Source organism: Ventrimonas faecis (genome assembly GCF_040096075.1).
Taxonomy (GTDB): Bacteria; Bacillota; Clostridia; order Lachnospirales; family Lachnospiraceae; genus Brotaphodocola; species Brotaphodocola faecis.
On sequence record NZ_JBBMFJ010000019.1, the window covers coordinates 35,620 to 60,504 of the forward strand.

Below are 24,885 nucleotides of genomic sequence, written 5' to 3' on the forward strand. Positions count from 1 at the left end.
GTCGTTACTATTTTTGATAATAATAAATTGACGCAGTAGTTTTAAAGTATCGAAAACATAAGATATAATAATAAAATTGATGTTAATTAAAAAGAAAGGAAAAACTGCCATCCATGCATCATAAAAGAGTTGATGGGCAGTAGGAAAAGGAATGGACCAGAAATTGTATTTGAGTGTTGATTGCGGATTTGATGATTTTAAGTGCTGTATCGGAGATTATTTGCTTGCATTTTCATCAAAAATGATCGATGTTACCAACTCTATAAATGTTTTATCCGTAGCTGATGGTGACAATACCTACATAGAATATAAAGGATCTGTATACATGTTCGGTGACAGCATCGATCAAATCATCACCATGAAATCCAATTTAAAAATGTATGCTGAAGAACTTGATAATAATCGAAACAAAAACCGTTTTAAAGACAGAACTTTTCATATCAGTTTACTCGCAGCAATCGGATATTCGATTGTGGCGTATGATACCATCTATAATCCAGAAAAAGATATTGACAAACATCTTTTTAGAAACCTCGATAATTTGCAGTATTTTATCGGCATTGGCTTGCCTTATGGCAGCATGAATGAATGGCCGCAGATTAAGGAATTTTTAAAGCAGCGCCATCAATTCAAGATCCGCCGTGGCAGCAAATCCTGCACATTTGATTTTGATTTAGACCTGTCAAATGCGAATTTCTTGTGTAATGCACAGGTAATCACCGCATTTCTTTTCCAAGCTGCATCATCAGATGGTAATTTAACTATTGATAAGAGCGCCTTACCGTGTATCATGATGGATGCCGGATATAAAACAGTTGGATTATTCGAACTGGCAAAGAATCTGTCGATTAATCCAGAAACCGCATTCAGTGATACCGATCATGCAATGTACAACATTGATAAGTACGTCGAAAAGAAAGTAGTAGAAGCCGGAAGAGAGGACTTTAGTTATCTTCAGGTACAGTATCATGCCAGAGGCGAAGGTAATCCAACGGTTCGTAAGAACACAAACGTAATCAATGTACGTGATATCTACGAAAAGGTTCTGGCAGAAGAAGCCATCAAACTGTGCAATCTTTTAGAAGAAAAATATTCATTAGATGATGTTGAAAATATGTTCATAACCGGCGGCACCGGAATCGCATATTATCCTCACATTAAAAAATACATGGCCGAACATCACGGACTTACAAAAGTGGTGTTGACAAATCGTGCCGATGATGGATCCGAAATTTCTCCAAGATACGCTATTGTAATCGGATTGCATAAACAGTTAAAAAACAGGTACAAATAAATGGCTAGCTACATTCAAATCAACATCAATACAGCTAATGCACCACATTTCGCTACGTGGTATCATAGCCGAAGCGGTCAAGCAATGTCTTACTTGACCGCAGCTGTACTTAATTACGCAATCATGCAACAATTTCTCTTAATCGGGTATGCACCTAAAGACATTTCCATCGAAGAGCTTCCAAAAGTATTTCAGATCCGCATTAAAAGCAATGAATCAATTGTCAAATGGGAAAGTGATTTAAAAAGGGCAAGCCTCAACAAACGCCGCACGATTGAATATATACTGGAACAATCCATCAGTACAGATACACCCATCAGTTATACACAAGCAGAAATGGATATGAAAATAGCTGAGCTCACTTTCAGATCAGCAGTACGAGAAGATAAGAGTAGCGTGATGTCTTCATATGTACCAGTAGTAAACGAAAAGCGTACGGATAATAGTTTCACGGAAACCATGACGAAATCCACGACTTCCGTGAAACAGGATGATTCAAAAATTGTTCCTGAAAATAAGGATACCGAAACTTCTTCAGGTAGTACTACCGAAGAAAATAATTCCGATAATATATTCATGAACAGTGCATTTGCTGGCCTAGAATAAAAGGGGTGGTGACCATGCATATAGCAAAGAAAAAGCGGGACGCAATTATCAAACTGCACCGCCAGGGCGAGTCTATCGAACTTCTGACCGCCATTAGCGGTCTCAACCGAACCACCATTACATCCATTATCAAAAAAGACGATAGCGAAAAGCTTCTACGCGACTTCAATATGGTAAGTGAAAGGTTATCATTTGAGCGTTGATAAGCAATTCAATCAGGTAAGAATTTACAAAGCTCGTCTGATGTGATAGAATACCTATTACAAAACCGCTTTCCGGCATAACATAATCAATCTGCAGAATTACTGCAGCCGATTATGTTATGCTTTTTTGTGCTCAAAATTTGAATTTGAGAAAGGATTTTAAGATGAGAAAAATCAAATTAGTATTCTTTATTTTCCTCATATTCATGTTCGTACTAATGACAATACCGGCATACGCTTCCGATACCAAAAAGATCACCAGCATAAATATCCAGAGAGTTTATAAAGCAAAAGAGGGCGAAATCAATCCAGATCAAGTATCTTTTAAGCCGGGCCGTTCCGAGTACACCATCACTTATCAGGGAGTGTATGATGTCAACGATTTGCCCATCGGATCTTATATGGACTATAGGATTACCCTGAATGCCAAAAAAGGTTATGACTTTGAATGGCTCAAAGAAAGAAATTGTCTTTCAGATTCCGGAACGATACATGGGCTCTCTATCTCAGCTGATTATTCATCCTGCAGTTTTATCCTGCATTCCTACCCGCTTCCAATGGTTTTAACTCAGCCACAGCAGCTGCGATGGAACGGAACAGTCGCAGAATGGGATCCAGTTGAGCATGCCGATTCATATCATGTAACTATATATACCATCGAAAAGGATGGCCGCCTTACCCAACGTGGAAAAGAGCTCACATGCACAAAAACCTCTATCAACGCCAGAGAAATCCTATATTCAAAACCAGGGGATTATATTTATAAAATCGAAGCTGCCAGTGATCAAACATACCTATATACCAGTAAAAAAGCAGAGCTGGCCTATAATCATTCAAAATATCTATCTGCCGAAAATATCGGCTATTATACAGGATACTGGCAAAAGAAAAATGATGCGCAGCTCTATAAGCTTGCCTCCTCCGAACGATCTGAATACGATAGCGAATACCTTATTAGTGGCCGATACCTCATAAACGGAGACTACTACACTTTTAACGAAAGCGGCGAGCGACTGACTGGATGGCAATCATTCAATGGACAATGGACATATCACGATGAAAACAGCGGAAGAGCAGTTCGTGGGTGGTTTTCAAAAGCAGGCAAAAAATACTTCTTTGATCCTGCATCATCCATTATGGCCACCGGCTGGCGGACGATCGATTATCAAAGATATTATTTCGACCAGTCTGGGGCCATGGTGACCGGCTGGCAAAAAATACATGGAAAGATATATCTGTTCTATAAAAATGGGTCCTTAAACCTTAACACGGTAGTGATCCAGGGGAAAACCTATAGTTTTCAATCCGATGGCAGCCTCATTCAGTAACCAGTAATATATTTTCAATGAAAAGGCAGGAATGCATTTATGCTCAGTTTGGTCTTAAAAATACTACGCGATAAAGTAGGAGAGTTGTACAATTCCATCAATCGAAAGATGCAGCCCTTACCATTTGGGGATGATCAGGACTATATCCTTGATTCAGGCACTGTAACTGTATCCGATTTCTGGAAGGATTTTAAAAAGTATGGTCGGAACCCAGCTCTAATCGGTGTATTTTATGTATTTTTGTTTCTCAACATAATAATAAATTTTTTTATTATTATCATGTCCATTTCAAATCTTTCCAATCGCCTCTTAGGAAATCATTTACTATCATTGACAATGGCACTTTTCTGGCTATTTGTGCCTCCGGTTATCTGGATGTATTCTACCAGATATGTTTTTTGGAACTACCGTCTGTACAAATATGGCAGCCTTATTCTCTTAACATTTAATGACCTGATCATCGTCCAGAAATTTATAATGTGCAGCCTTTATCAGCCCCTTGTCCGTTTTCTTTCAATCATTCCAGTGGGAGAGTACATTGGCAAGGATATGGTCATGCAGCTGGGCATTTTCTTATTTGCCGGGCTTCCGCCCCTGATTCCTATCTATATCGGGTGCAAGTTGTACGGCACATTTTCTTCCGATCTTGTCCTGGATGAAATCGATCGGTTTAAGCTCGATCAATACATAGATTTCCGAAAATCCAAAGAATTTGCTTATGATTTTAAAGCAGTCCGTTATCTTTCAACGGGTTCCCAGTTTGTTGTAAAAGAGTTGGACCGATTTTTGCATATGTACTGTGACGGTACAACCGGTACTGCAAAAACATCCAGTGTGCTCACCGTTGCCATTGCAGACGATCTCGATCAGAAAGTATATAACGAGGATTATCAGAAAAAATCTTGCTACGCAGCCCTGAAAGAGGGGAAATTACGGATTTGTTTTCCATTCAAAGGAACCGATTTTTCCGTCAATTACTTTGAGCCGATACTTTTAGAAAATTCAAACGCAGACAAACAGATTGAAAAAGAAAATGCCAGCAGAAGAGAGTTGTACCGGCATCTCAAGTTTGACTCCCAATCCGCTGGCATCACCGTGGTTGCACCCAATGCAGCATGGGCGGATCAGTGCTACCATATGGCCAAAAATCGCAAACTGAAGATCCATAGGATTGACCCCATTTTAAAAGACGGAAAACACAAAGAAGGTTTCACCGGTTTCAATCCTTTTAAAATCGATCCCGCACTGACCGGAAAGGAGCTGGCAACCACCATCACGGCCCAGGCCTCCAATTTTGCTACCGTAGTCCAGTCCATTTATGACCAGTCCGGAGTATCCGATCCTTATTTTTCAAGCCTGAACGAAACAGTGACCGTCAGCATAGCAGAACTATTAATGCTGACTTACCACCTGGTGCACCCCGGTCAGGTTCCCAAAGCGTCCGATGTGCAGATCCTGATCAACGACTGCAGCCGGTGCCGTCCATATCTGGATGCACTCGTTAAGCACTATTCCGTTCACAGTCTCAGAGGTAATGGAAATGATCGCACAGAACAAGTTGCTGAGGTTGTGGATGTAGGGCAGTGGCAACAGGTATACACCACCATCAACAATGACCTTTTGGGCGAAAATAAAGCAAACATGTACGATCGCTGCAATGGCCTGAGAAACCTGATCAATAATTTTCTAAACGATCCTCTGGTCCGCGATGTTTTTGAAGCAGAAGAGACCGTTGATATTGATAAAGCCCTGGAATACGGCGAAGTCATCATATTAAATTATGCCCTTGAGCGAGGCGATTCTGTAGCAACCGGCTTTGGCCTGTTTTTCCTGCTTTCCTATGAAACAGCCGTTCTCAGGCGGCCTGGATCAGAAAATGACCGTATCAAAAATTTTATTTACATTGATGAGCTTCCTGTGCTCCTGCATCCGAAACTGCAAAGCTTCTTTACTCTGTTCCGCCAGTACCGGGTTGCTGTTATTTGCGCTATCCAGACACTGGATCAGGTAAAAAAGATACAGCTAGACAGTATTATGCTCGGTAACTGTGCCCATCAGGTTATATTCGGACGCGTAAGTACCACAGAAATGGATATCTTTTCTAAAATGGCAGGCGAGACCCTGGAACACGTTACCCAAGAAACTGTCACAGAAACAGCAATTACCGCAGAGCGGCCGGCTTACTCATATTCCAGGCGCTCTACACCTACCTTATCCGAACGTTTTTCTGGCACGGTATTCCGGTATTTGGGCTTTCAGGAAGTTATATTCTTTTCCGTAAACAATTCTTCACCCATTTATCCCTTTAGGGGAAAAGTGAATTTTCTGCCCAAACCGAGAGAGAAGAGCGCCCCAAGACTAAAGATCGAATGGGAGCCATTCATGCCAGGACCGTTGCATCCATCCGTTTTTGAAAAACGATTCAGCGTTGCCCACATATCATCAAACGGGTATTTTTCTTCAGGCAAACCAGGAAATTATTTCCTCGCAGGAAATAAAAAATCCATTCCAGAACCCCAGGTCCAGACGGATCTGACCACAGAAACAACTGAAGCTGTCTCAGATGCAGAAGATCAAACGCCAGTAGAGCCGACCCATATCATAACCCCCACGGAACACACCGATGGCATCTTCTTCGGTGAATGAAAATGAAAGGAACGCGGATACCACCGCATATACCATGTCCTATTCCCCATTTCGATTTGATAGCGCCACAACCATTAAATCCATTCAGGTCCCTAGATCATCAGGAGCATGGCAATCCATCACAAAAAATGAATTGTCTGATCTGGAACTGCTCATCCTATCCATAGTCTATGAGATGCAGTATTGTACTGCATCTCAGGTAAGAGATTTTCTATTGTTTGGTGGGTGTGAAAACAGATTCAAGCGTTTTTCCGACGGAAACGGTAATCCCTATCGAAACCCCATTCATGCTCTGATACGCAAAGGATTGTTAATCCCGCTTTCCATATTTCGCGGCAAAACAGCAAGCGGGCCGTCTATCCTGCAATTAAGCTCATTTACAAATAAATTAATGGAATTGTTATTGCCGCATCCCAGAATTTTTGATCATTTTCCCAACCGTATTGCAAATGATCCACCCACGATTTTAGCAGTTCTGGTCCGCAATAGCGCCTGCATCAATATTCTGAGAAGCAATCACCAGATATTCCTTGCGCAGGCCATGGAGAATCCCCCATCCATTCCCCATATCTGCCTTAAGACGCGTTTGAATAGGCAGATCTTAGTATTTCCCTATCGTTCGAATAAAACGGCAATAAAAGCGGAACTGGATCGTCAAAATGCCACTGCTTATCTGGCATGTATAGTAATTGCCGAAACTTTGGATGATGCACAGAGATTGAACCAATTTCTAAACAGCAGCCATTATAAAATACCATTGCTCTTTAGCACCGATGCTTCGCTGAAAAACTCAGAAATTCCACTTCTTCAGCACTTATACCAATTCGCGGATGGGCATATGGAGTGCCTGGCACTTTCTGATACTTAAGGCAGATCGAAGCTTACACCAGTAACTGTTTCCATACCACAGGAGGACAAAAATTACGATGTATTTGATATGTTTCTTACTTTTCTTGTTTCCTGCAACGCTTCTTTTCTGCATTGTACAGAACAAATCCCCATATGACCAGGCTATTGATGATTTAGCACAGGAAACCTTTCTAACGCAGTATTGTACCCATCGCAATACTAAATATCGCTGATTCCTTCTGTTTTCGTCCGTGCACGGCAATGTGGTAATAGACGATGAAGGCCTGGTATTCTTCACAGTGTTTAATGCCTCTTTTTTCTATTGATGCAACTCGCAAATAATGATAGAATTGGTGAAGCAGGATCATGCCTGACAAATGGCCCACCACTGCGTGTATCATTCGGAGCATGATCCTTTCTTTAATACGGGCCTTAAGAAGGATATAAATATGAAAATGACTCTAAGAAGTCCCAGAGCCGGCGTTGTGGTTGAGCGGTTCGGGGACAAAAGAAAATATCTATACAAAATTGTTGAGAACAACCCACTGTGCTTAATCAAACCCTGCACAACCTTACTTTCCCTGGCAGAAATAAGTGCTGATGCAAAGATCATCGGCCCGGACGGGCAGCCTGTCCCCGCAACCGGCGAATACTATATCACTGCAGAAACCATGGATCCGTACCATATCGTAACAGATTGGTTTTAGGAGCTGCAGGTAAAAGACATATAAGCCCAATGGACTTTGTATGTCTTTTTTGTTTCTGATTGCCATAAGATTGATGCCTTTCTCTATGCAAACGTCATTGTTGCAGCGCGGTCTCCGCATAACTTGATGTGCTTCTGGGAACCATTACTCCATAAAGGAGGACTGCGAAGATGTCAATGATCAACAAAGAAATAAATGATTTTTCTGTTCAGGCTTATCAGAATGGTGAATTTAAAACCATAACCAAAAACGATATCATGAAAGAATGGAGTCTCTTTTTCTTCTATCCGGCAGACTTTACCTTTGTATGCCCTACGGAGCTGGAAGATCTTCAGAACAAATATCCAGAGTTTCTAAAAGCAGGATGCGAAGTTTATTCGGTCTCTACAGATTCTCATTTCGTACACAAAGCATGGCACGATTACTCTGAGCGAATTGGTAAGATCGCATACCCAATGCTGGCCGATCCCGCTCATGTATTATGTAAGGACTTTGGGGTATTGATTGAGTCCGATGGAATGGCCGAGAGAGGAAGCTTCATCGTAAATCCAGAGGGAAAAATCGTTGTATACGAAATAAATGCGGGCAATGTTGGCCGTAATGCGGATGAACTGTTTCGCCGCCTTCAGGCATGCCAGTTCGTAGCAGAACATGGCGATCAAGTATGCCCGGCCAAATGGCAACCTGGTGCAGAAACCTTAAAACCAAGCCTTGATCTGGTAGGTATGCTCTGATGGAAAAGGAAAATTTCTATGATGTAGTAGTGATCGGCGGAGGGCCGGCCGGACTGACCGCCGCATTATATCTTGCACGTGCCCGCTATCGTGTCCTTATCCTTGAAAAAGAGAAATTCGGCGGCCAGGTCACCATCACTGATGAAGTGGTAAATTATCCAGGCATTGAGAAAACCAGCGGGAGAGCACTGACAGAAACCATGCGCAGACAGGCCGAGTTTTTTGGAGCTGAATTTCTATTAAGGGAAGTTACTGCGCTGAAAAAAGAAGAAACTGCATCTGGAGCAGAACTCTGGGAAAGCGCTACAGACAAGGACAGCTTCCAAAGCTTTGGAATTCTGCTTGCAACAGGCGCCCATCCAAGAATGATCGGCTTTCCAGGTGAGGCAGAGTTCCGCGGTCATGGAGTAGCTTACTGTGCAACCTGTGACGGAGAATTCTTCTACGGGAAAGAAATCTTTGTAATCGGCGGAGGATTTGCAGCGGCAGAAGAGAGTGTATTCCTCACCAAATTCGCAAGCCATGTGACCATTTTGATCCGAGACGATGATTTTTCCTGCGCAAAAGCTGTTGCAGAAGCAGCCAAAAATCATCCTAAGATTACCGTCCTGACAAATACCGAAGTTATTTGTGTTGAGGGTGACCACATGCTGCGCAGGATCCGCTACAGAAATAGAAATACCGGAAAGGAAACTCTCTTTGATTCTGCAAATGACACGTTCGGAGTGTTTGTATTTGCAGGTTATGAGCCAAACACATCACTGGTAAAAGAACTGGTAAATCTGGATCCCCATGGATATGTGATAACCGATAAGAGCCGGCAGACCAGCTGCCAAGGAATTTATGCAGCCGGTGATGTGTGCCAGAAAAATCTGCGCCAGGTAGTAACGGCAGTGGGAGATGGTGCTACCGCCGCTACGGAGCTGGAAAAATATGCGGCTGCCATGCAGGGAAGAACCGGTATCCACGCAAAACAGGCGGTTAAAAAAGGTGCCGCGCCAGATGTAAAATCCTCAAATAGTTTTTTCTCACAGGATATCATAAACCAGTTAAATACGGTATTTGCCAAAATGGAACGGAAATTACAGCTTGAGCTGCATCTGGATTCCCGGCCCGTGAGCCAGGAATTAGAAAATTATATGACAGAACTGGCAAAATATACAGATAAGTTGACTGTGCATGAAAGCGTCCCTTCTGCCGATACGGGTGCTTCGCTTCCTTTTGTGGATGTATTAACCGAAAGCGGAGAGCAGACAGGGCTAGCTTTTCACGGCGTCCCCGGAGGGCATGAATTTACGTCCTTTATTCTGGGATTATATAATGCTGCAGGGCCTGAGCAGCCACTCGATCCTGTAATAAGAGAAAAAATACTGGCAATCCAGCATGACGTTCATCTGCAGGTCCTGGTATCACTTTCCTGTACCATGTGCCCGGATCTTGTGACGGCCGCACAGAGGATTGCTTCCCTAAACCCTCTCGTAACGGCTGAAGTATATGATATTGCCCATTTTCCAGATTTAAAAGAAAAATATCATGTTATGAGCGTTCCCTGTCTGATTATCAATCAGGATAAAACCTCATTTGGCAAAAAGAACATCCAACAGATATTGGAATTAATCTGACTGGTCTGCATCTCTTAACCTTCCCATGAGTGTTTAACTTGCAGTCCTTTCAAAGGCTTTCCCTTCGCCGAACAGGGTTTCAGCGCTGTTGACAAGCATTTGTGAAGCAGATATAATAAAACGGTACTCATTTTTTTCAAATATAATTCGCTATGTGAAAGGCATACGATCTCATCCGGGATTGATATGCCCTTTTTTATGCGAAAATGATGCCGACAGGCAATCATATGCGTCAGCAGGACTGACATACTCCGCTACATGGCGGTAAAAAGCAAACAAATATCATATTTACAGGAGGAGAAGAACATGAGCGATGCATGGAAAGGGGTAAGCAGGGCCAGAAAATGCCCCATTTGTCAGCATGAAGACTGGTGTGGCTATTGGACACCGGAAGATTACGGTGGTGAGCTCATCTGCTGCCAGCGCGATAAAGAAAAGTGCAATATGATCGGTTCCGATGGCCAGGAATATGTGTTCATCGGAAGCGCAAAAGGTTCTGGCAGTTCCATCTATGAAGAACGCACTCAGTACGAACTGCTCCGGAAAAAGAAAACCGGAATGAATTATTCGCATATTTCAAAACCACAAAAGAGGGAACTGAAACCGGTTGATCAGATTGTGCCCAAAAACAATGAAAACTGCAGCAGTATTTACACCTATATGCAAAATCTTCTGATCCTTGACCCGGCACACAAGGCTTATCTTCATAGCCAGGGTTGGACGGATGAACTGATTGAAAAGCATCATATTGTATCATTTCCGGAAGAGGACAGCCTGCGGGTAAAGTACCATAACCGATACCGCACCAGGAATATAACCAGGGCCAGGCTTGCAGATCTAATTCTACAGAAATTTGGATCAAATTCACTCGAAGGAATTCCCGGGGCGTATTTAAAAGGAGAGCAGTGGACCTTTGCCGGCCCAAGTGGACTGGTATTTCCGATGTATGACCTCGATGGGAACACCTTTCGTCTTCGGATCCGGAAAGATTTTTCTGACATTGATGCAACCGTGATCACTTCCGGCCAGGATCGTTTCTACTATGCCGAAGGTAAAAAATATTTCATCAGCATGAAGGGAGTTTACTTTGTAACCCCTGGAGGAGAGAAAGAATTTCTCCCGCAAAAAGGAAAATACAGAACCCTGGCTTCCTACTATCAGGATTCTCAGGCTGCAACACGTGGAATATTGGCCAACATCTATAAAAAGGGCTGCGCGGCTGCAAACCAATGCAGTTTTTACGGCCTTCCTTTTGCCAAAACATCCTCCCTTTGGTACATCACGGAGGGTGAGCCAAAAGGACTATTTGCATCCAACGCCTTATCGACTCCGGTGGTAACTCTTCCCGGGGTCAATTCCTATTCTCTTATTTTAGATGACGGTGTCCTTTCTCAAATGAAAGAACTGGGAATGAAAATGGTTGTTGTTGCATTTGATGCAGACAAGCTTCATAATGAGCGGGTTTTATCGTGCGAAAAATCACTGGCAGACGGACTAAAAGCCGCTGGCATCCCAGTCGTAATTGCAAACTGGAAAGAAGAAAATGGAAAAGGTATTGATGATCTTCTGGCATCCGGGGGAGCACCTCAATACTGCATTTATTAAGAGAATTCAATGAAAGGTCCATCTCATTAGTGTTTTGCTAATAGGATGAACCTTTTCTCATCCATTCAATTCTTAATCTTCTTCAGGAATACCATATATGAGAGTAAGTTCCACCTCATCAGCTCCAGACCACTTGTTTACAGCAATGTGGTCTGCGAATGCTATTGCCATGTGCATTTGTTTCTGGTTTGCAGTGATATCAACGCCATACTTGCTCCTTAATGTTACTGTCATACCGCCACACGCATCCTGATCAATTTTAAGGCAGCATCCGGAAACAGCAGCAAATTCATTAAGAATCGGGAAAAGAGCCTCATTAAACCATTTTTTAAATTTCATGACCTTTTTCTCTTCTTTTTCCTCTTTTATTTTTTCAATAGCTGCCTTGGCAAATACCGCTTCCTCATAAGACAGCCCATCCACCGCATCATACAAATCATTCGATGTTTCATTACTATAGTCAAATTCCTGCATATTCTCTTACCTCCTTCTAACCAGTATACAACATTGTGCATATATGCACAATGTTGATTTATCCGTAAATCAGCTATGATTGTTCTTAGGAGGACTTTTCAATGGTTGATTACAGCCCGTTATGGGACACGATGCAGAAACGCAAAATTACACAGTATACTCTGTTGAAGGATAAGGTCCTTGACAATCATACGCTTGACCGGCTCAAAAAAGGCCAAAATATAACCTTGGTAACATTAGAACGCATATGCAAATATCTGTCCTGCACCCCCAATGATGTCGTATCATTTACAGATGAGCCATGAAATATCTGCCAATTTTTAAGTGCTTTAAAAAGTTTACGTTTACGCTGTGAACGTAAACTTTTTTGATTATAACAGCTTAGCAGAAAACAAATTGACACCCTGAAAACAAGTCCTTATAGGCCTAAACAAGTGCCTGGCTGTTGAATCCAACCCGGAAAATCCGGAAGCAGCAATCAAAGACATTGCTTCAGCTGTTCCGATGAAACGTCTTGCAAAGGCGATCGAAGTAGGTGAGCTGTTCGCATTCCTCGGAAGCGATGAGTCCAGCTATTTAACCGAATCCCAGATCGTTATCGACGGCGGCAGCACACTTCCGGAAACCATGTCTATTGGTACCAACCAATGGATATCAGTCAATAAAAATCTGAAAAGTATGATTTTAGCGGGTATGTCTGTTATGGGCATATCCGCTTTGACTTCATCCCATCTTTATTCAATGTTTTACCCTATGATATGATATGAAATAAATATGCCTTATCACTTATTTTCGAATATACTTGCCATTAAGGTATATGATAAAGAGATCTTCCTTATAAAATTCGATGAACCTTTCTGTCTCTGACTTCCTTTAATGCATCTGTTTTTCAACACTTGTTAAAATGCCAAGATCATTAAACTGTTATTGAAACGTAATAACAATCATTGTGCTTGTCGTATCTGATTTCATAAATCATATTGACAGAATATTTTTTTTAATATGATAAGTTTAAATATATTAACATCAAAAGGAGGAAATTGAACGAAAACTTTAAAGCGTTTTGTTGCCTTTAGTTTAACTTTGAGTAGTATAGTATGCTCAACTGCGGTACCGACCTTCGCAAGCGAATCTTATCAAGGGCGAACCGCGGCTAGTACGGAACTGCATAGCTTTCTGGTCAGTGGCTTGGCAGCTGCAGAAGCTGTGTCAGAATTTGAAAATACAACACAAGCAAAATTTAATGTTGAAAACTTTTCAAACCTTAATTTTAACGATACTTGGATGGCAGATGCTGAAACCTTTCTCAATGATTATCTTGATTCAAGAAGTACATATAGTACCGCTATACTATCCCAAGATGAGGAATTGCAGGAGGCAAAAGCACAGTCTATTGCATATTCAATAGATTGTGCAGAATGGAGTATTGCGCAGAATCGCTCCAACGATATCTCTACAGAAGCAGGGTATATGTTTATATCCCATTATATAGATCGAAAAGATTATTTTTGGAATCAAGGAAACCCCGCTTTACTTTTGGATGGAGAGAAACGTTCAGGTCCTGACGGAGCATTGGCAAAGTGGATTACCGATTCTGATCGACAATCATACAATACTTATATGAGTTCAACAAAAGTTTCAAGTTCAATACAAAAAATTGGCAAGCTAGCTTCAGGTGTGGTTTCTTTGCGTGGTAATTATGAAACATTAATAGACGGGTTGAAATATTTCGATCTTACACGAAATGTTTTTTCTACTGCCTTGGCCGAATTACTCAATGGATTCGATACTGGTTCAACTGCAATTGATGTTTACAAAGATTCAAAGTGGTTAATAGATCAAATCACATCTGAATTTGTGAAAGATCCCAATGTTTCTTTAGATGCTTTATTTCAACAGTATATGACGGATGATACTATTCTTCTGAATTATGGAAACGTTGAAAAAGAAGCCTTGATTCAAAATTCAATGGCCGTTGTTTGTAGCTATATTCTTGGTGGATATGCAGGAGTTGCAGACACTGCTTTAGGAATTTTAAAATCCACAATGATTGGATTTACTATCGAAACGTATACAGATTTTTTTAACTATGTAGCATGGTTATCTTTACAGTATGGCTATAGCGGCAGGTACGCAATACGTTTCTCTGATTACGCGGGGATATAATAAAAATATGTCTATAGAAAAATGCATGGAGCTTTATCCAAAATGGATTGTAATTACTGCGGTCGTATTGTATATCATACATCGGCTCCTTCCTTACGATTACCGCGAAAAGTTTCCTCACGATAATCCGCCACCTAAGTTTTTAGGTACATTTTCATTGGGAGAATTAATACAATATATAATTCAAGTGTTAGTTTTTCCTATTATAATATTTATTGCGATTGCTTTGAAACTCTCAGGAAACTCAGGAAATATTCCATATATAGTGTTTGTGGTATTATTAATTATTTGGTGGTTTGTACCCAAGGCTCTCGCTAGAATAATAGATGGGTGGTAATAACAAAAGAGCTTCTGCTTTTACAGCAGAGGCTTTTTCGTTCGTTATACTGTTTCAACCATCAAATGCAATCCTTATATTATAGTTCCCACCAGTGAATTCGAACTTATACCGGTCCGCAATTAATGAATGCAAATCGAATTGACACTCCAGGAGCAATTCATTATACTAAAAATATCGGTGAGCGTCCTCCCCATACAACATCGCAGTTTGTATTGTCCAGTTGGCTCATCAAACATTCATTTTAAATGGAGACTCAGAAAACATGGCACTATATGCTCTGGGAGATATGCATCTGGCTTTTTCCATCGATAAACCTATGGACAAATTCGGAAAAGTCTGGAAAAAACACGAAGAAAAGCTTGAAAAGAATTGTAGAAAACTGATTGGAAATGAAGATACATTTGTCATCACCGGTGATCATTCCTGGGGCAAAAATCTGTCCGAAGCAAAAGCAGATCTTGCTTTTATCGCGGCTCTTCCCGGAAATAAGATTTTGCTGCGGGGAAATCACGATAAGTTTTGGGATGCCAAGAAAACTGCAGTTCTAAATCAAGAATATGAACCACAGCTGCATTTCCTACAGAATAATCACTATCATTACCAGGATTATGCCCTTGTAGGAACAAAAGGATATACCTTTGAGGGACCATTCTACATCAATTCAAAAGGGCAGATTGTCGGATGGGATGAAGCCAATGAGAAACAGGCCAAAAAGCTGGTAGCGCGGGAAGCGGAACGATTGCGGATTTCTTTTGAAAGCGCCAGAGAGGCCGGCTTCCGTAAATATATTATGTTTCTCCACTATCCGCCAACAAATATCGTGGAAGAGGAGAGTATCTTCACGCGGATGGCCGAAGAGTACGGAGTGGAGCATGTTGTATATTCCCACTGCCACGGAGAGTCCCGTTACGGCGACAGTATCCACGGAGTTCACCATGGGATCCGGTATCACCTGGTTTCTGGAGACTACCTCAATTTTAAGCCTGAAAAGATCCTGGATTAGATTTTCTACTGGAACGGTAGAATAGCATTATTTATGGAATTTTTCTTTCTATATGCTATAATCGTTGCTCATCTCCATAAAAGTTTACGTTTACGGCGTAAACGTAAACTTTTTGTTCTAAAATGCCTAAACAACTCCAAATCAAAAATATTTGCCGTACTTGTCTGCTGAATTATCACATGTGGGAATCAGTGACCACGTGCACTTTAAATTCAACATATATCGTGAAATTCATTGTGTATTCGCCTAATTGCAAAGTAAAATTGATGCTGCATGATATAGCCTTGGGCAAAAATGTCCAGGGCTATTTTTATTCACATTTCTCGCAATAAAAAGTTTACGTTTTTCACTAAAAATAAACTTTTTATTGTTATGTGGCCTGTATGATGCTATAATACAATTAAAGTAAACGTAAATAATGTAAACGTAAACATTTATATCAATCAGGAGAATCCCATGGAAGAAATCAAAGAAAAATCTGCCAAAAAGCCGGTCAGCATGCGCTTGACCGCAACAGCATCGGAACGGCTGATGCACATCATTGATCTGTATAAAAATCTGGAAGACCCAAAAGGCGAGCAGCAGGAGAATGCTATTCTGCGCATTCTTGATATTGCAGAGTCCGACAATATCAGAGGGACACATCCTGAGTTAGAAGGCCCCTTACTGGCAGTTGAAGCCACGATCTCTACATTAATTAAACAACTTAATGGTATAGCAGTCGGCCAGGATGCCAAAATTTCTAGGCTTCAGGAAGCATTAAATGCTGCGATTACAGAAAAAGAACAGGCTATTGCAAAGGCCCAAATTGATATGGATAGGGCCCAGCAAAATACTGATTTGGCTAACAGACTCCAAAAAGAGGCCATGGATACGATGAATAAAGCAGAGGAGGATGCCGCTGCCCAGATTGAAGCCATAAAAAAAGAAACCACTGCTCAAATTGAAAAAGTAATGAGTGAAAAAGAGCATGCATGCCGTGAGCGTGATGATGCCCGCACGATTGCCAATGAAAAAACTGCCAGCAATGATCTTCTTCTCAAAAAAATGACTGGTATGGAAGCCGATCTGGAAAAATACAAGGATTTACAGGAGCAGTACAAAGAGCTCCAGGAAAAATTTTCAGCCCTACAGTCTCAGTTAAATGAAAGCAAATTGCGTGCGGAAATTGATAAAGAGCGCGCCGTCATGGATAAAGAGCGTGAAATGCAGGAGCGTATCAGAGAAGCGGATAGAGAAAATGCAAAGCTGCAGGCAAAAATTGAACAACTGTCACCTGCAGAAGCCTCGCCAAAGTAAATATTTTTAAGGAGCCATTCATGAAAAAATCATTAGATCGTTTCCTAATAGCACAGCAGAATTACTATCATGACGCTTATGAGGAATTAAAGGTAGGTAAAAAGAGAAGCCATTGGATGTGGTTCATATTCCCCCAGATTCGTGGTCTCGGATACAGTAATATGGCGATATACTATGCCATTGAAAGTCGTGAGGAAGCTGAAAACTATATTACGGATCCAACCCTCGGCCATAATCTGATTGAAATATCCACTGTCCTGCTGGAAATTAAAGACAACGATGCAAAGAAAGTAATGGGTGAACCAGATGATAGAAAGCTCCAGTCCTGTATGACCCTATTTGATACTGTAGCTCCGGAAATTGATGTATTTGAAAAAGTACTCAAAAAATTTTTCGGTGGAGAAAGAGATAATAGGACCCTGGAAATTCTGCAGAGTTGTGATCATAGGAATGAATAACTGAGTCAATCAACATATAAAAGCACATTTTCATTCTTGCATAAGCAAAGGCTACCGCCTAACAAATACCAGGACGGCAGCCTTTGCGATTATTCCTAGAAGCCCACTTTTTATCATTTATTGAATTTTCTTTTCTCAATGTAATAACACAAACTTATTAGGTAACCAACCACTCCAAAGGAGAAACACTTCATTATTCCGTATGGGAGTCGTCTCAAAAGATACGTCGGAATTTCAGATAATCTGAAAAAGGTGAAATGCCCCGTCATAAATATCATAAATAGATATAGCAACATTCCACATAGAAATCCCTTAGCTGCACTCTTCAATTTCTTATTACAAGAAATCATCTTAACTGCCTCCCTTCAAATTTGAAGTTGCTGAGGTTTCAGTTAAGTTCATTTCCTTCAGCATCAATAAAAACGTACTCCGATGGGACAGATGAACAATAGAACACATACGGATAGGCATCTTTTTCTATCATTTCTTCATGTGTACCTGCTTCATCCGTAATTTTTACAGAAACACAATTTGGATTGTTCACAATAAAGGCATACCCACGATTCCAGTTCAAAACAGCAATATCCATGAAAGGAGACATCGGTTTGTATGTCCGAACATAAGCATATTCTGCTTCTCCTTTGATTTCTACTTCCATAGGAAGGTAGTAATGCGTCTGATATTGATTGCCAGAAATAAACCAAACGAGTGCCGTATCATCTACGGTACACATACCTCCATACTGCATATCAATCGTATCCGCATCGGAAACTGGAATTTCTTCTCTGGCTTTTTCTATCAGTTCATCCGTACCTTTATATGTCTTTGTACAGCCTGAAATAGAAAAACATAATATGCAAGTCAGTAAAATGCATGTGATTCTTTTCATAAAAAACACCTCTGCAACTCCCTATTTTACATTCCTAAGCCGACAGAATTCTCACGTTCTCCCTCCGGTAACACCTGCAGCGCATCCTGCACAGTACTGAACACACGCTCATTCAGCCAGCCTCCCTGTTTTCTGTTCTGGGCCGCAGATATCACTGGGTACTGCCAGATGGTCTTTTGATGGGTGTAATTGAGCCAGGAATCAATCCACCAGTCACTTTCCTTTGCCTTGATTTCGTAAGCCACGTATCCGCGGCAGTTTTCCCCGCGATGTGGCATGGAAAATTCTGCAAAAATACTGGCATACTGCTGGCTTCCGTAAAATGGAAAATTCTGGTTGGTATCGTATGCTTCATTTTGTAAAGACGCATACTCTGCGGTGTAAGAAGTCCCATCCTTATCGTAAAGGACCTGGCCGGTAAGTTCTCCCTGGGCAGTCCAACCGCCGTTCAATTCCTGGTATGCAGGATTGATCTGCACTGCCTCTGTCCCGCGAAAGCCCGAATTTCCGTTCCATAAGAAATGATGGATTACCTTCCACTGCCCTTCCTGTTCCAGTTCCACTGCCACGCCGTCAAGCTGCAGCCGCTCATCCCCGTCCCGCAGCAAATCATCGCTTTGATTCAGCAAAATCTGTCTGGCATTTTTGCATGCCAGAATATCTTCTTCCTTTAAATCATGCAAAATCTCTTCCGGAAAACCCAGGGATAACAGATGTGCTTTGATTTCTTCACTCGCCGAATCCTGCGTTTCTTTTGCAGTTGTCCACGCCATGTGATAGGAACCAAAACATGTATAGCCGATGAGCAGGCCTGCCGCAGTCAGAATTGCTGCTCCCGCTGCGTATCTTCCATCTGAAATCCGCACCGGATGCTCTTCCAGTACATATTCGGCCTGTTCCAGTTTTTCTGCTATATTCTTTAACTCCACAAGGATTCCAATATATGCGGCAACGATCGCCAGGCCAAGAATCCAGCCCTCATATTCCCGAACCGCAAGCACGGTCACCACCACATACCAGATGATGATATGGAGCAGGACCTCATTTTTTATTTCCGCCTTACGCTTTTCCAGTTCCTCACGCATACCAAGGAAGAGACAAACCATCAGAAAAACCGGCAAAATTCCGCCACAGAAAACAATCACTTTCCATACATATGAAACATAAATTTTCTCCCGTTCGAGCACACTTCCAATCACAATGTTCACGATGGTAATCACAACTTTGAGCGCGGCGCCTGCGTATCCGGCTTTCAGCCAGCGGTTTTCCAGTCTCAGTTTTCGGAATCCCGTAAACAGCAAAAGGGCACCAAGGAAGGGAAGAATCTGATTGAGAAAGAGAAAATTCAATGTAATCCCAAAGAGACCCATTCCAATCAGAATCTTCTCATATGTCTGTTTCCAGAAACTCTCTTCCATGTAATCGCCCCTTTTTCAAATTATTTGTTATAAATATGGTAGCACAAAAGTGAACCTTTATCTTTAATTCTCCATTACAAAACTATTAATTATAACAAACGATAACCAGATATTCATACAGCGATAAACGGACATTCATAGGAATATTGACTTTTCGATGAAAATATAATAAAATGTAGGCAGCTAAGAAATGTGATGATTTCCCATGCGGCAAAACGAAAACCCCAGAGGGTGCCTCCTCTGGGGTTTTCTTGTTCATTACGGCGAACCGACCGTTTAGGCTGTTGCTGCCTATTTATCTCTGTCCAGCCATTTGCATATGTAGTAGCTAACTACACCTGCTAAAACAGAGACAAAAAATGTGATGATAAAATCTCCCATCCGACTCACCTCCTTTCTGCTGGAGGTTCGGCAGCCTTTTTAGCATAGCACATTTCTTCCCATTAATCTACATAAGTTGTCATACCATCATGTGATAATCCTTGATTTGCCCCAAATCCAATGGTAAAATACTCATAGATTCTTTCATTTCAACAACATTTGTCTCTGACAAAGCGCACGCCATTTTATGACCGAATGAGTGGGGGAATTCTGGAAAAATAAACAGAATAATATGTACGTTGGAGGAACTTCCTTTGGGAGGTTCCTTTTTTCGTGCCCAAAAGGAGGACTTAGCCTATGAAACTTACAATCAGGGATCTTATCCGGCTCCGCCACTGCGAAAGCCACTACCGTCTCGGAAAGCTGGGATTATATGCTGCATCAAAACGTACCCAGTTTTTTTATCAAAAGAAGGACTCTTTAATTTTAGCATTATCCAAAGGGCCTACTTCATTTTCAGAAGCACTCGAAAAAGCATTTCTGGAATACAGCAGAGACTGGTTCCTTAATAACCGCCAGTATGAAACCTGCCGGGATCAGGACCTTGCCAGGTGGCATCGCTTTGCTGACTGGTTCTTTGAGCAGGGTTATCAGATTTTGAAGACCAGGCTCTGCTCAGCGATTTCAGTCAATACAAGCTGCAACCACGTAGCGGTGTCTGAATTATCTGCACAAGCAGATCTGGTTCTTAAAAAGGGGGAGCATGTCTATGCTTTAAGTATTTTCCCGAATGAACCACAGTATTCTGTGAGAGCCAGGAAGCAAGAGACCCAGGCATATTACAGCCCGGAGCTGCTGTCACAATACCTGATCAGCGCTCCCACCTATGGGCAGGAGATAATTTCCATGATCTGCTACTTAAAATCCAAAGAGGATAAGGCCGATTTCCTGGCCTCACAGTATACAGAAGGAAAATGCTATCTTCAAATGGGCTATGGCGGGATAGCGGAGGCCACCCAGGCTCTCCTGAGCACAATCCATCTTTCCATACCTCAAAAATGTGAGGACTGCCGCTATACGGACTTGTGCCATCAGCAGAATACTTCCGCATTGGCACCAGAAAAACAACCAGAAGAAACTTCCATTTCTGTTCCGGCAGAAGCAGTCGATTTAGAAAAAGGATTAACCCCAGAACAGCGAAAGGTTGTTGAACACATGGAGGGCCCTATGGCAGTCATCGCGGTACCTGGTGCTGGCAAAACCCACTGTCTGATTGCGCGTATGGTGCGTATGATCAAAAACGGGATTTTACCGGAACAAATTCTTTTTGTCACCTTTACCAAAAAGGCCGCTGGCGAAATTCTGGAACGTGCCAGACGGGTGCTCGGTGAAGGAAGTGCATTGCCGGCCATCTTTACCTTCCACAGCCTTGGCTACACGATTCTTCGCAAACATGAGGACTTCATAGGAAAATCCTTAAAAATTGCAGAGAAGGTAGACTACTATCGTCTGATTTTGCAGATCATTGATGAAATCTCTCCATTGTCCGGCATTAACTATGACGGACTCACCGGTGATTTCGGCCTGCTGAGCAGGATTTACAACGCTGTACTTTCCATTGAGAAAGACGGACTGGAAGAGTGGAAAAAACATGCGGATTTTCCTGATCCGGATGGTTTAGGGTGCCTTTATCAGAAACTGAAGGAACGAATGAAAGAAGAGGGGTATATCTGCTTTGATGAACAGATCCAGCTTACCAACCAACTGTTTAGCGAATATCCAGATGTATTAAAAAGCTATCAGCAGCGTTTTCGCTATGTAATGATTGATGAATTCCAGGATATCTCGTCAGATCAGGTCGATCTGGTATACGCCATCGCATCCCATGGAAATATTGTGGTTGTGGGAGACGATGATCAGAGTATTTATTCCTGGCGCGGAGGAAGCAACTATTACCTGCTTCATTTTCAGGAAATGTGGAGCAACAGTAAAATCGTGATTCTTCCAGATAATTTCCGGTCGGTAGACCACATTTTGGAAGCAGCAAATGCACTGATTGCCAATAATACGAATCGGTATCGCAAATCTCTGCGTTCCCATCACCGCGCTACGGTTCGGCCGATTTATCGGAAAAATGTTCTGGTAGATACCATCCGGGATCTGGTTGCATCCGCAGAACGCTCTGGTTATAAACCTGGAGATATTGCCATCATTGCGCGCAAAAATAAAGCGCTGGAAAAGATCAAAAAAAGTTTAGATGGTTTTTACCTTGCAACTTCACCCAAAACATTACTCATAAAGGATGAGGTATTTATTGCCATTCGTGACACATTTTCTCTCTACGTGACCAATTTTCATGATCCACTGGCGCTTTACAGACAGCTGAAACGTAATGGATATGAACTGGACATTCCTGTCGAGCGAGACCACATGTTGGAAAGCTTCTTAAAATATTTCAATCTTCCAGAACCAGATTTATATGATCCGGATCTGCTTGAAATATATGAAGCATCCGGCAGTCCCGGTATCGCACTTGCCAGGACACTTTCTTCCTGTAAAAAACTTCTGTATGCCCAGGATCTGTCCGATGCCGTTCGGTCCATTTACCAGTTTCTCTGGCAGAAGAAGGAACATCCGGCAGTAGAAGAGTTGTGCTCCCGCATCGAAATGCGGGCTATCAATACGGCTTCCGAATTTCTTAACCATATGAATGCCATGATCGAATTTTCTGATACAGCAGAGGTTGAATATCCCGCAAGCCCCGATACGATTACCCTTCTTACTGCTCATAAATCAAAAGGGAAAGAATTTCCCATCGTAGTAATTTATGGAGTAGAAGAGTTTGAAGAATCAGAAGAGGGCCGGAACCTGCTGTATGTTTCCATGACCCGGGCCAAACGAAACCTCTTTCTTTTGCAGGGTAGTTTTTCCGACGCCCCACTGTATCCGGAGTTTAAAAACTATGTCGATTGACCGCTACCGCGGTATCTTGTTCACGCACAGATATTGAGTTAAGATGGGGTATGAAAATAGTGGGGGAGAATTACATAGCTCCCTGTCACCATAGAACCATGATCGAAAAAAATATTATATGGCATATACGGAAAGTAAAGATAACCCGGAGGAAAAGGATTATGAAATTTGAGTGGATTGAAGAAGGGGACGGCCGTTACCGTGTCCAGTTTTTTGACATGGATGAAAAGAAGGTATTCGACATTAAGATTACCGACTATAGTGATCCGTACTGGCAGCAATCAGACCTGGAACAGAAGATCCGTCGCGAATGCTGCTATGACGTTATCTTCTATGCCGGACGTCGCAAGAGCTACTCTGACAACCCGAATTATGAAACGGAATACGGTTTTCAGGGTAAACCAAAACATGACATAATATATATCTGGGAACTGTGCAAAAATTTTATAGCAGATTCCTATGTTTTTGATTACGAAAAAGCATTGCGCGGCCTTCAAAAGAGGAAGACAATGTCAGATTGGTTTCTGGCCAGTGGATATACCGGAGATTATGAAGGAAAGCAGGAATATAAAAGATCTATTGTAGTTGACGAACTTGACTAAAAAGCTTACTGAATTGGTTGCCGCATCGTCATCTTGTTCGCGCACAGATATTGTGTTAATATGGAGTATAGAGATAGCTCGGAAAGGAGGATTTCGCGATGAGCGAAAAAGAAGAGATCATATTCATGCAGACCCGATTGGTACGTTTAGCATCAAAGGAATGGCATCTTCCTGTGGATGAGATTTTTAACATCTTCGGAAAAGCAGATGTACTTGGCTATATCGAAAAATGTTATGGGATTTTTCACTGCGAAGGAGATGATGCTATATTAGAAGACATCACGGAATTTCTTCAAAGAAAGGGGATCCAAATTAGTGCTTGATTTTACAGATGGACTTATCCTTTACCATGGCAGTTATTGTGAAGTAAAGAAGCCTTTATTGGAAAGATGCGCCAGACGAAAAGACTTTGGCCAAGGCTTTTACCTGACCACCTCCAAGGACCAGGCTATTCGTTTTCTCAAGACTTCCATTGCTAAAGCATTCGCAAATGGAAGCATTAAAGAGAATCAGGATTATGGCTATCTTTCCATCTTTCAGTTAAGACCTTCACCAGAATTATCCACATATGCATTTGATGATGCAAATGTGGAATGGCTGCACTGTGTTGCGGCTCATCGAAAAAGACTTTTGTTTCTGGATGTTGAAGATGCTATGGCAAAATATGATATTATTGCTGGGAAAATTGCGGATGATGCGACAAATGCAACGCTGGCCGCATACCTAGTCGGCGCCTTTGGAATAGCCGGAAGCAAAGAAGCTGATGATTTTTGTATTAAACAGCTACTTCCGAATAAGTTAAAGGATCAGTATTGTTTTAAAACAACTGCAGCGCTTGATTGCCTGCATTTTGTGGAAAGCGAGAAAATATGGCTGAAGAAATGATTTCAAAAGAGCGAATAGACTATACGATTGACCTTCTTATTACCATGGCCGTCGAAGAAATTGCAGAAGATACAGGAAAAAGTCCAAAGGAAATATTGCCGGAATTTTATTCTTCCAAAACCGGCAAGGCACTTTACGATGAGCAGACCCGATTATGGTGCAATGGCCCGTCCTATATTGCCGAATTATACATGGACGAACTCTCCAAAAGAAAGATTTGAGAAAAAGCTGTTTCTAACGTATTATGCGTTTGAAACAGCTTTTCTGATTAACAGACCTCCCGGCACTAAGGCTCCTTCTTTCTATCCTTCTTTTCTGTCCATTCTTGGCGTTGCGCTCACCTTTGATCTATGTTAAACTATCCTTGATAAAAATTATTTCAAACACAATAGACTCTGTCTTCGTTTCAAGCAATTGCTTATTAAAAGGGGATGAGTCTGCACAGATGCGGACCAAATTAGAG

General features: G+C 41.8%; 26 protein-coding genes. 22 read left to right on the forward strand and 4 right to left on the reverse strand.

Translation table 11 applies throughout. From position 1 onward, the window contains the following. Window positions 1-151: 151 nt before the first annotated feature. The 10 genes from WMO41_RS09870 (at window position 152) to WMO41_RS09915 (ending at window position 11,594) form a co-directional block, all read left to right on the forward strand. On the forward strand, window positions 152-1,294 hold the full coding sequence (locus WMO41_RS09870) for a ParM/StbA family protein (protein WP_349229598.1): 1,143 nt from the start codon (window positions 152-154) through the stop codon (window positions 1,292-1,294). Further along, window positions 1,295-1,900: a hypothetical protein gene (locus tag WMO41_RS09875; RefSeq protein WP_349229599.1), complete on the forward strand. Its 606-nt coding sequence runs from the start codon at window positions 1,295-1,297 to the stop codon at window positions 1,898-1,900. Between the two features lie 14 nt (window positions 1,901-1,914). Continuing rightward, entirely contained in the window at window positions 1,915-2,103 is a 189-nt protein-coding gene (locus tag WMO41_RS09880) for a hypothetical protein (protein ID WP_349229600.1), read from the forward strand. Window positions 2,104-2,267: 164 nt separating this feature from the next. Then, on the forward strand, window positions 2,268-3,431 hold the full coding sequence (locus WMO41_RS09885; protein ID WP_349229601.1) for an N-acetylmuramoyl-L-alanine amidase family protein: 1,164 nt from the start codon (window positions 2,268-2,270) through the stop codon (window positions 3,429-3,431). A gap of 39 nt (window positions 3,432-3,470) precedes the next feature. After that, entirely contained in the window at window positions 3,471-6,077 is a 2,607-nt protein-coding gene (locus WMO41_RS09890) for a TraM recognition domain-containing protein (RefSeq protein ID WP_349229602.1), read from the forward strand. Further along, window positions 6,070-6,945: a hypothetical protein gene (locus tag WMO41_RS09895; protein ID WP_349229603.1), complete on the forward strand. Its 876-nt coding sequence runs from the start codon at window positions 6,070-6,072 to the stop codon at window positions 6,943-6,945. Before WMO41_RS09890 ends, WMO41_RS09895 begins: the two co-directional genes overlap by 8 nt. Before the next feature lie 430 nt (window positions 6,946-7,375). Further along, window positions 7,376-7,633, forward strand: a complete 258-nt coding sequence (locus WMO41_RS09900) for a hypothetical protein (RefSeq protein WP_349229604.1) — start codon at window positions 7,376-7,378, stop codon at window positions 7,631-7,633. Window positions 7,634-7,803: 170 nt separating this feature from the next. Continuing rightward, window positions 7,804-8,367 carry an alkyl hydroperoxide reductase subunit C gene (gene ahpC, locus WMO41_RS09905; protein ID WP_349229605.1) on the forward strand — a complete coding sequence of 188 codons (564 nt, stop codon included), beginning with the start codon at window positions 7,804-7,806 and terminating at the stop codon, window positions 8,365-8,367. Continuing rightward, window positions 8,367-9,989 carry an FAD-dependent oxidoreductase gene (locus tag WMO41_RS09910; RefSeq protein ID WP_349229606.1) on the forward strand — a complete coding sequence of 541 codons (1,623 nt, stop codon included), beginning with the start codon at window positions 8,367-8,369 and terminating at the stop codon, window positions 9,987-9,989. Before ahpC ends, WMO41_RS09910 begins: the two co-directional genes overlap by 1 nt. 306 nt (window positions 9,990-10,295) lie before the next feature. Continuing rightward, a complete protein-coding gene (locus WMO41_RS09915) occupies window positions 10,296-11,594 on the forward strand; it encodes a DUF3854 domain-containing protein (RefSeq protein WP_349229607.1) in 1,299 nt (432 codons plus the stop codon). A 72-nt stretch (window positions 11,595-11,666) separates the two neighbouring features. On the opposite strand, the gene WMO41_RS09920 is transcribed toward WMO41_RS09915, so the two are convergent. Next, complete coding sequence (locus WMO41_RS09920) at window positions 11,667-12,068, reverse strand: hypothetical protein (protein ID WP_349229608.1); 402 nt, start codon at window positions 12,066-12,068, stop codon at window positions 11,667-11,669. Between the two features lie 131 nt (window positions 12,069-12,199). Between WMO41_RS09920 and WMO41_RS09925 the strand changes: the two genes are divergently transcribed. The 7 genes from WMO41_RS09925 to WMO41_RS09955 all read left to right on the forward strand — a co-directional run bounded on the left by WMO41_RS09925 (window position 12,200) and on the right by WMO41_RS09955 (window position 17,334). Then, a complete protein-coding gene (locus WMO41_RS09925; RefSeq protein ID WP_349229628.1) occupies window positions 12,200-12,373 on the forward strand; it encodes a helix-turn-helix domain-containing protein in 174 nt (57 codons plus the stop codon). Between the two features lie 133 nt (window positions 12,374-12,506). Further along, window positions 12,507-12,830, forward strand: coding sequence for an SDR family oxidoreductase (locus WMO41_RS09930; RefSeq protein WP_349229629.1), 324 nt, complete (start codon window positions 12,507-12,509; stop codon window positions 12,828-12,830). Window positions 12,831-13,256: 426 nt separating this feature from the next. Beyond that, on the forward strand, window positions 13,257-14,234 hold the full coding sequence (locus WMO41_RS09935) for a hypothetical protein (RefSeq protein ID WP_349229609.1): 978 nt from the start codon (window positions 13,257-13,259) through the stop codon (window positions 14,232-14,234). A gap of 7 nt (window positions 14,235-14,241) precedes the next feature. Next, on the forward strand, window positions 14,242-14,571 hold the full coding sequence (locus WMO41_RS09940; protein WP_349229610.1) for a hypothetical protein: 330 nt from the start codon (window positions 14,242-14,244) through the stop codon (window positions 14,569-14,571). A gap of 265 nt (window positions 14,572-14,836) precedes the next feature. Continuing rightward, on the forward strand, window positions 14,837-15,577 hold the full coding sequence (locus tag WMO41_RS09945) for a metallophosphoesterase (RefSeq protein ID WP_349229611.1): 741 nt from the start codon (window positions 14,837-14,839) through the stop codon (window positions 15,575-15,577). Between the two features lie 456 nt (window positions 15,578-16,033). After that, a complete protein-coding gene (locus WMO41_RS09950) occupies window positions 16,034-16,876 on the forward strand; it encodes a hypothetical protein (RefSeq protein ID WP_349229612.1) in 843 nt (280 codons plus the stop codon). A gap of 20 nt (window positions 16,877-16,896) precedes the next feature. After that, window positions 16,897-17,334: a DUF1810 domain-containing protein gene (locus WMO41_RS09955; RefSeq protein ID WP_118542822.1), complete on the forward strand. Its 438-nt coding sequence runs from the start codon at window positions 16,897-16,899 to the stop codon at window positions 17,332-17,334. A gap of 388 nt (window positions 17,335-17,722) precedes the next feature. Here the strand turns inward: WMO41_RS09955 and WMO41_RS09960 are convergent, their stop codons facing one another. The 3 genes from WMO41_RS09960 to WMO41_RS09970 form a co-directional block, all read right to left on the reverse strand. Further along, window positions 17,723-18,223, reverse strand: coding sequence for a hypothetical protein (locus tag WMO41_RS09960; protein ID WP_118542824.1), 501 nt, complete (start codon window positions 18,221-18,223; stop codon window positions 17,723-17,725). A 26-nt stretch (window positions 18,224-18,249) separates the two neighbouring features. Next, window positions 18,250-19,641, reverse strand: coding sequence for a hypothetical protein (locus tag WMO41_RS09965; protein WP_118656564.1), 1,392 nt, complete (start codon window positions 19,639-19,641; stop codon window positions 18,250-18,252). A gap of 85 nt (window positions 19,642-19,726) precedes the next feature. Next, a complete protein-coding gene (locus WMO41_RS09970) occupies window positions 19,727-19,900 on the reverse strand; it encodes a hypothetical protein (protein ID WP_349229613.1) in 174 nt (57 codons plus the stop codon). Between the two features lie 419 nt (window positions 19,901-20,319). Here WMO41_RS09970 and WMO41_RS09975 point away from each other — a divergent pair, with 419 nt between their 5' ends. From WMO41_RS09975 to WMO41_RS09995, 5 genes are all read left to right on the forward strand, one after another. Further along, window positions 20,320-22,935: an ATP-dependent helicase gene (locus tag WMO41_RS09975; protein ID WP_349229614.1), complete on the forward strand. Its 2,616-nt coding sequence runs from the start codon at window positions 20,320-20,322 to the stop codon at window positions 22,933-22,935. Window positions 22,936-23,096: 161 nt separating this feature from the next. After that, window positions 23,097-23,537, forward strand: a complete 441-nt coding sequence (locus tag WMO41_RS09980) for a hypothetical protein (protein ID WP_349229615.1) — start codon at window positions 23,097-23,099, stop codon at window positions 23,535-23,537. 98 nt (window positions 23,538-23,635) lie between these two features. Then, window positions 23,636-23,860: a DUF3791 domain-containing protein gene (locus WMO41_RS09985; RefSeq protein WP_349229616.1), complete on the forward strand. Its 225-nt coding sequence runs from the start codon at window positions 23,636-23,638 to the stop codon at window positions 23,858-23,860. After that, complete coding sequence (locus tag WMO41_RS09990) at window positions 23,853-24,422, forward strand: DUF3990 domain-containing protein (RefSeq protein ID WP_349229617.1); 570 nt, start codon at window positions 23,853-23,855, stop codon at window positions 24,420-24,422. The genes WMO41_RS09985 and WMO41_RS09990 overlap by 8 nt, the downstream gene beginning before the upstream one ends. Continuing rightward, window positions 24,407-24,643, forward strand: coding sequence for a hypothetical protein (locus WMO41_RS09995; protein WP_118542829.1), 237 nt, complete (start codon window positions 24,407-24,409; stop codon window positions 24,641-24,643). The genes WMO41_RS09990 and WMO41_RS09995 overlap by 16 nt, the downstream gene beginning before the upstream one ends. The last annotated feature ends 242 nt before the right edge of the window (window positions 24,644-24,885 follow it).